The organism is Psychrobacter sp. (assembly GCF_036731945.1).
In the GTDB taxonomy this organism is placed as follows: domain Bacteria; phylum Pseudomonadota; class Gammaproteobacteria; order Pseudomonadales; family Moraxellaceae; genus Psychrobacter.
Map to the genome: position 1 here is coordinate 15,473 of NZ_DAINDI010000060.1, position 2,978 is coordinate 18,450.

At 35.1% G+C, this 2,978-nt stretch carries 3 protein-coding genes; all 3 read left to right on the forward strand.

Going from position 1 to position 2,978, the window contains the following annotated elements:
* The coding region (locus V7D75_RS11535; protein ID WP_333614672.1) for a hypothetical protein at positions 1 to 76 on the forward strand (76 nt) is incomplete at its 5' end.
* Between the two features lie 33 nt (positions 77 to 109).
* The gene (locus tag V7D75_RS11540) at positions 110 to 1,273 is read left to right on the forward strand and encodes a MalY/PatB family protein (protein WP_333614668.1); all 1,164 of its coding nucleotides are present in this window, start codon (positions 110 to 112) and stop codon (positions 1,271 to 1,273) included.
* 35 nt (positions 1,274 to 1,308) lie between these two features.
* On the forward strand, positions 1,309 to 2,943 hold the full coding sequence (locus V7D75_RS11545) for a YobI family P-loop NTPase (RefSeq protein WP_333614669.1): 1,635 nt from the start codon (positions 1,309 to 1,311) through the stop codon (positions 2,941 to 2,943).
* Positions 2,944 to 2,978: the final 35 nt, after the last annotated feature.

The following is a 2,978-nucleotide window of genomic DNA, read 5'->3' on the forward strand; positions in this document are numbered from 1 at the left end:
AGTTTATTCAGAAGATGCGAAAGAGGGAGCGATGGCAATGGTTGAGAGAAGGGAAGCTGATTTTCAGGGGCGTTAGTTATTCAAAGATTTTCCCCTTAGGAGAATAGTGGTGCAATACAACTTTGATGAAATGATTGATAGACGTAATACTGGTTCAGTTAAATGGCATTACTTTGATGACACGATTCCGCTATGGGTGGCGGATATGGACTTTAAGGCCGCACAGCCTATTTTAAACACGATTGAGCAAGTTACGCAGCATGGCATATTGGGTTATACCAAACCGACTGCGGCTTTGTATGAGTCAATTATTCAATGGCATAGCAGTCGTTATGGCTTGCTACTCGATAAGCAGAATATCTTGTTTTCGCCGGGCGTTGTGCCAAGCTTAGCGCTGATGATGAACGTCTTTACTGAAGTAGGCGATGCGGTACTGGTTAACGACCCTATTTATACGCCTTTTATGACCAAGGTTGAGCAAAACGGTCGCACACTTGTGACATCGCTATTAAAGGAAGTCGATGGTAAGTATTATTTAGATTTGGCTGATATCGAAGCCAAGATAATCGAGCATAAGGTTAAGCTGTATTTATTATGTAATCCGCACAATCCCGGCGGGCGCGTGTGGAAGACCGATGAGCTTGACGCGCTGCTTGCGCTTTGCAAAAAGCATGATGTAGCAGTTGTCAGCGATGAGATTCATCAAGATTTAACCTTGAGTGGTCATACCTTTACGCCTTTTTTAACATTGGCAGAAGCAGTAGGTTACGCGCATAACGTCGTTAGTCTAACCTCAATGACCAAGACCTTTAATGTAGCAGGTATTAAAGGCTCAATGATATTTGCTAAAGATAGTTCATTAATCAAAAAAATAAGTCAGCAGCAGCAGTTAAATGATGAATATGAGCTCAATTTATTTGCTTATGAAGTAATGCTTAACGCTTATGAAAATGGCGGAGAATGGCTGGAGCAGGCACTGGCTTATATCGAAGCCAATATTGACTTAACCATTGGCTTTTTAGGGCAGCATTTGCCCGATATTAAAATTATGCGCCCAGAAGCCTCGTATTTAATTTGGCTAGATTGCTCAGCACACGGTGATGATGATCAGGCGCTTTATGACAAGCTGCGAGCTGCTAAAGTTGAGCTCAATGCAGGGATTAAATATGGCGCGGAGGGGCATCTAAAAATGCGCCTGAATGTGGCTTGTCCTGAGGCGCTGCTGCGTGAGGGATTAAATCGGGTTTATGCGGCGTTTAGGGGTGGGGTTTAGACTTAGTGTTTTTGTAAAGCTAGGTTTGTAACGCAGTGAAATTAAACCTTTCTTTGAAATTCTATAGCAAACCCCTGGAAAAGGACATTCAATTAGTGGAAAAAATAATACTTAACCATAGAATAAAATTAGAAAAAATCAATAATTCTAAAGTAGAGAATGAGCATCAAGTTCATTCTCTATCACCTCTAAATAATCTAGATCAAGGAGAGGAAAAAGAGAGCTATGAAAAATATGAGAATAGACTAATATCTGCACTGAATGAAGAAAGTGTCTTCAATATAGCTGTAACAGGAATATATGGTTCAGGAAAAAGTAGTATTTTAAATACCTTTAAGAAAAAATATAAAGAAAATAGCCAATGGGATTTTTTAGATATTTCTCTTTCTTCTTTTCAGATCAATAAAGATACTTTTTCAGACGACAAAGACTCAAATTCTACTGATGAAAAAAACAGTGATATGAAAATAGAAGAGGAGTTAACGCCTGAGCAGATTCAGCTTATAGAAAGAAGCATACTACAACAGTTCTTTTATGCTGTACCTCAAAATAAAATTCCCTTATCAAGATTTAAACGAATTACTGGTAATGCTTTAACGAATAAGATTACAGCCTTGCTAGTAATAATACTAATTATAAGTGGATTAGTGTTTTTTGATAAGGTTGATTATATTGAAGCTATATACTCCCTACCTAATTGGCTACCAAAATTAGCATTTTGGTGCTTTTTGATATGCTTTATATTATTGTTATATAAGTTATTAAGTGTCTCTTTTGAATTATCTGAGATTAAGCTTAACTTTCATAACTCAGAATTTAATATAAAGAATGAAAAAGAAAAGTCTATTCTTAACGATCATTTAGATGAAATTTTATATTTTTTTGAAGCTACTGGAAAAAATGTTGTCATCATTGAAGATTTAGATCGGTTCAACAATAACGAAATTTTTGTAAGGCTGCGCGAACTCAACTCTATGATAAACAAGTATTGTGAAGATAGAGTGGTTTTCTTATATGCTATTAAAGACGATATGTTTACTGATACTGAGAGAAGTAAATTCTTTGAATATATTATCCCTGTTATTCCGATTATCAATCCAACGAATGCGTATGATTTGATCCAAAAAAACTATGAAGAAGTGGTAGAAGATATAGATAAACGTTTTCTGAGGAATACTTGTTTATATTTTGATGATATGAGACTGGTGAAAAATATTTTAAATGAATATCAAGACTACGATAATCATTTAAAATATTTACAGCTAGATAAGAACCAAGTTTTTGCTATAGTTGTATATAAAAACTACTATCCAAACGATTTTTCAAAACTGAATTCGAACAGGGGTCTGATATACAATATATTTAATGATGTAAAACTCAGTTTGATAGATAAAAAGATAACGGAAATTACTGAAAATATTCATAAACTAGAGGGAAGGAAGTCAGAGCTTTCAAATGAAATGCTATTATCTATTGACGAGCTCAATGCTGTTTATAGCTACTATTTGAATAGCTCGATTCGCAAGAAACATGATGTTGTTAAATACATAAAGGTTGATGGTGAGACAGTTAATATTGATGAGTATGACAAAGATGTATTTCTAAAGCTTGAAAGCTTGAAAAATGAGAAAATCGAATTTAGCCCCCAAAATATAGTCAGTTCAAAATAAAATTGTTATGCCTTGGACAAAGATCATAAAACAAT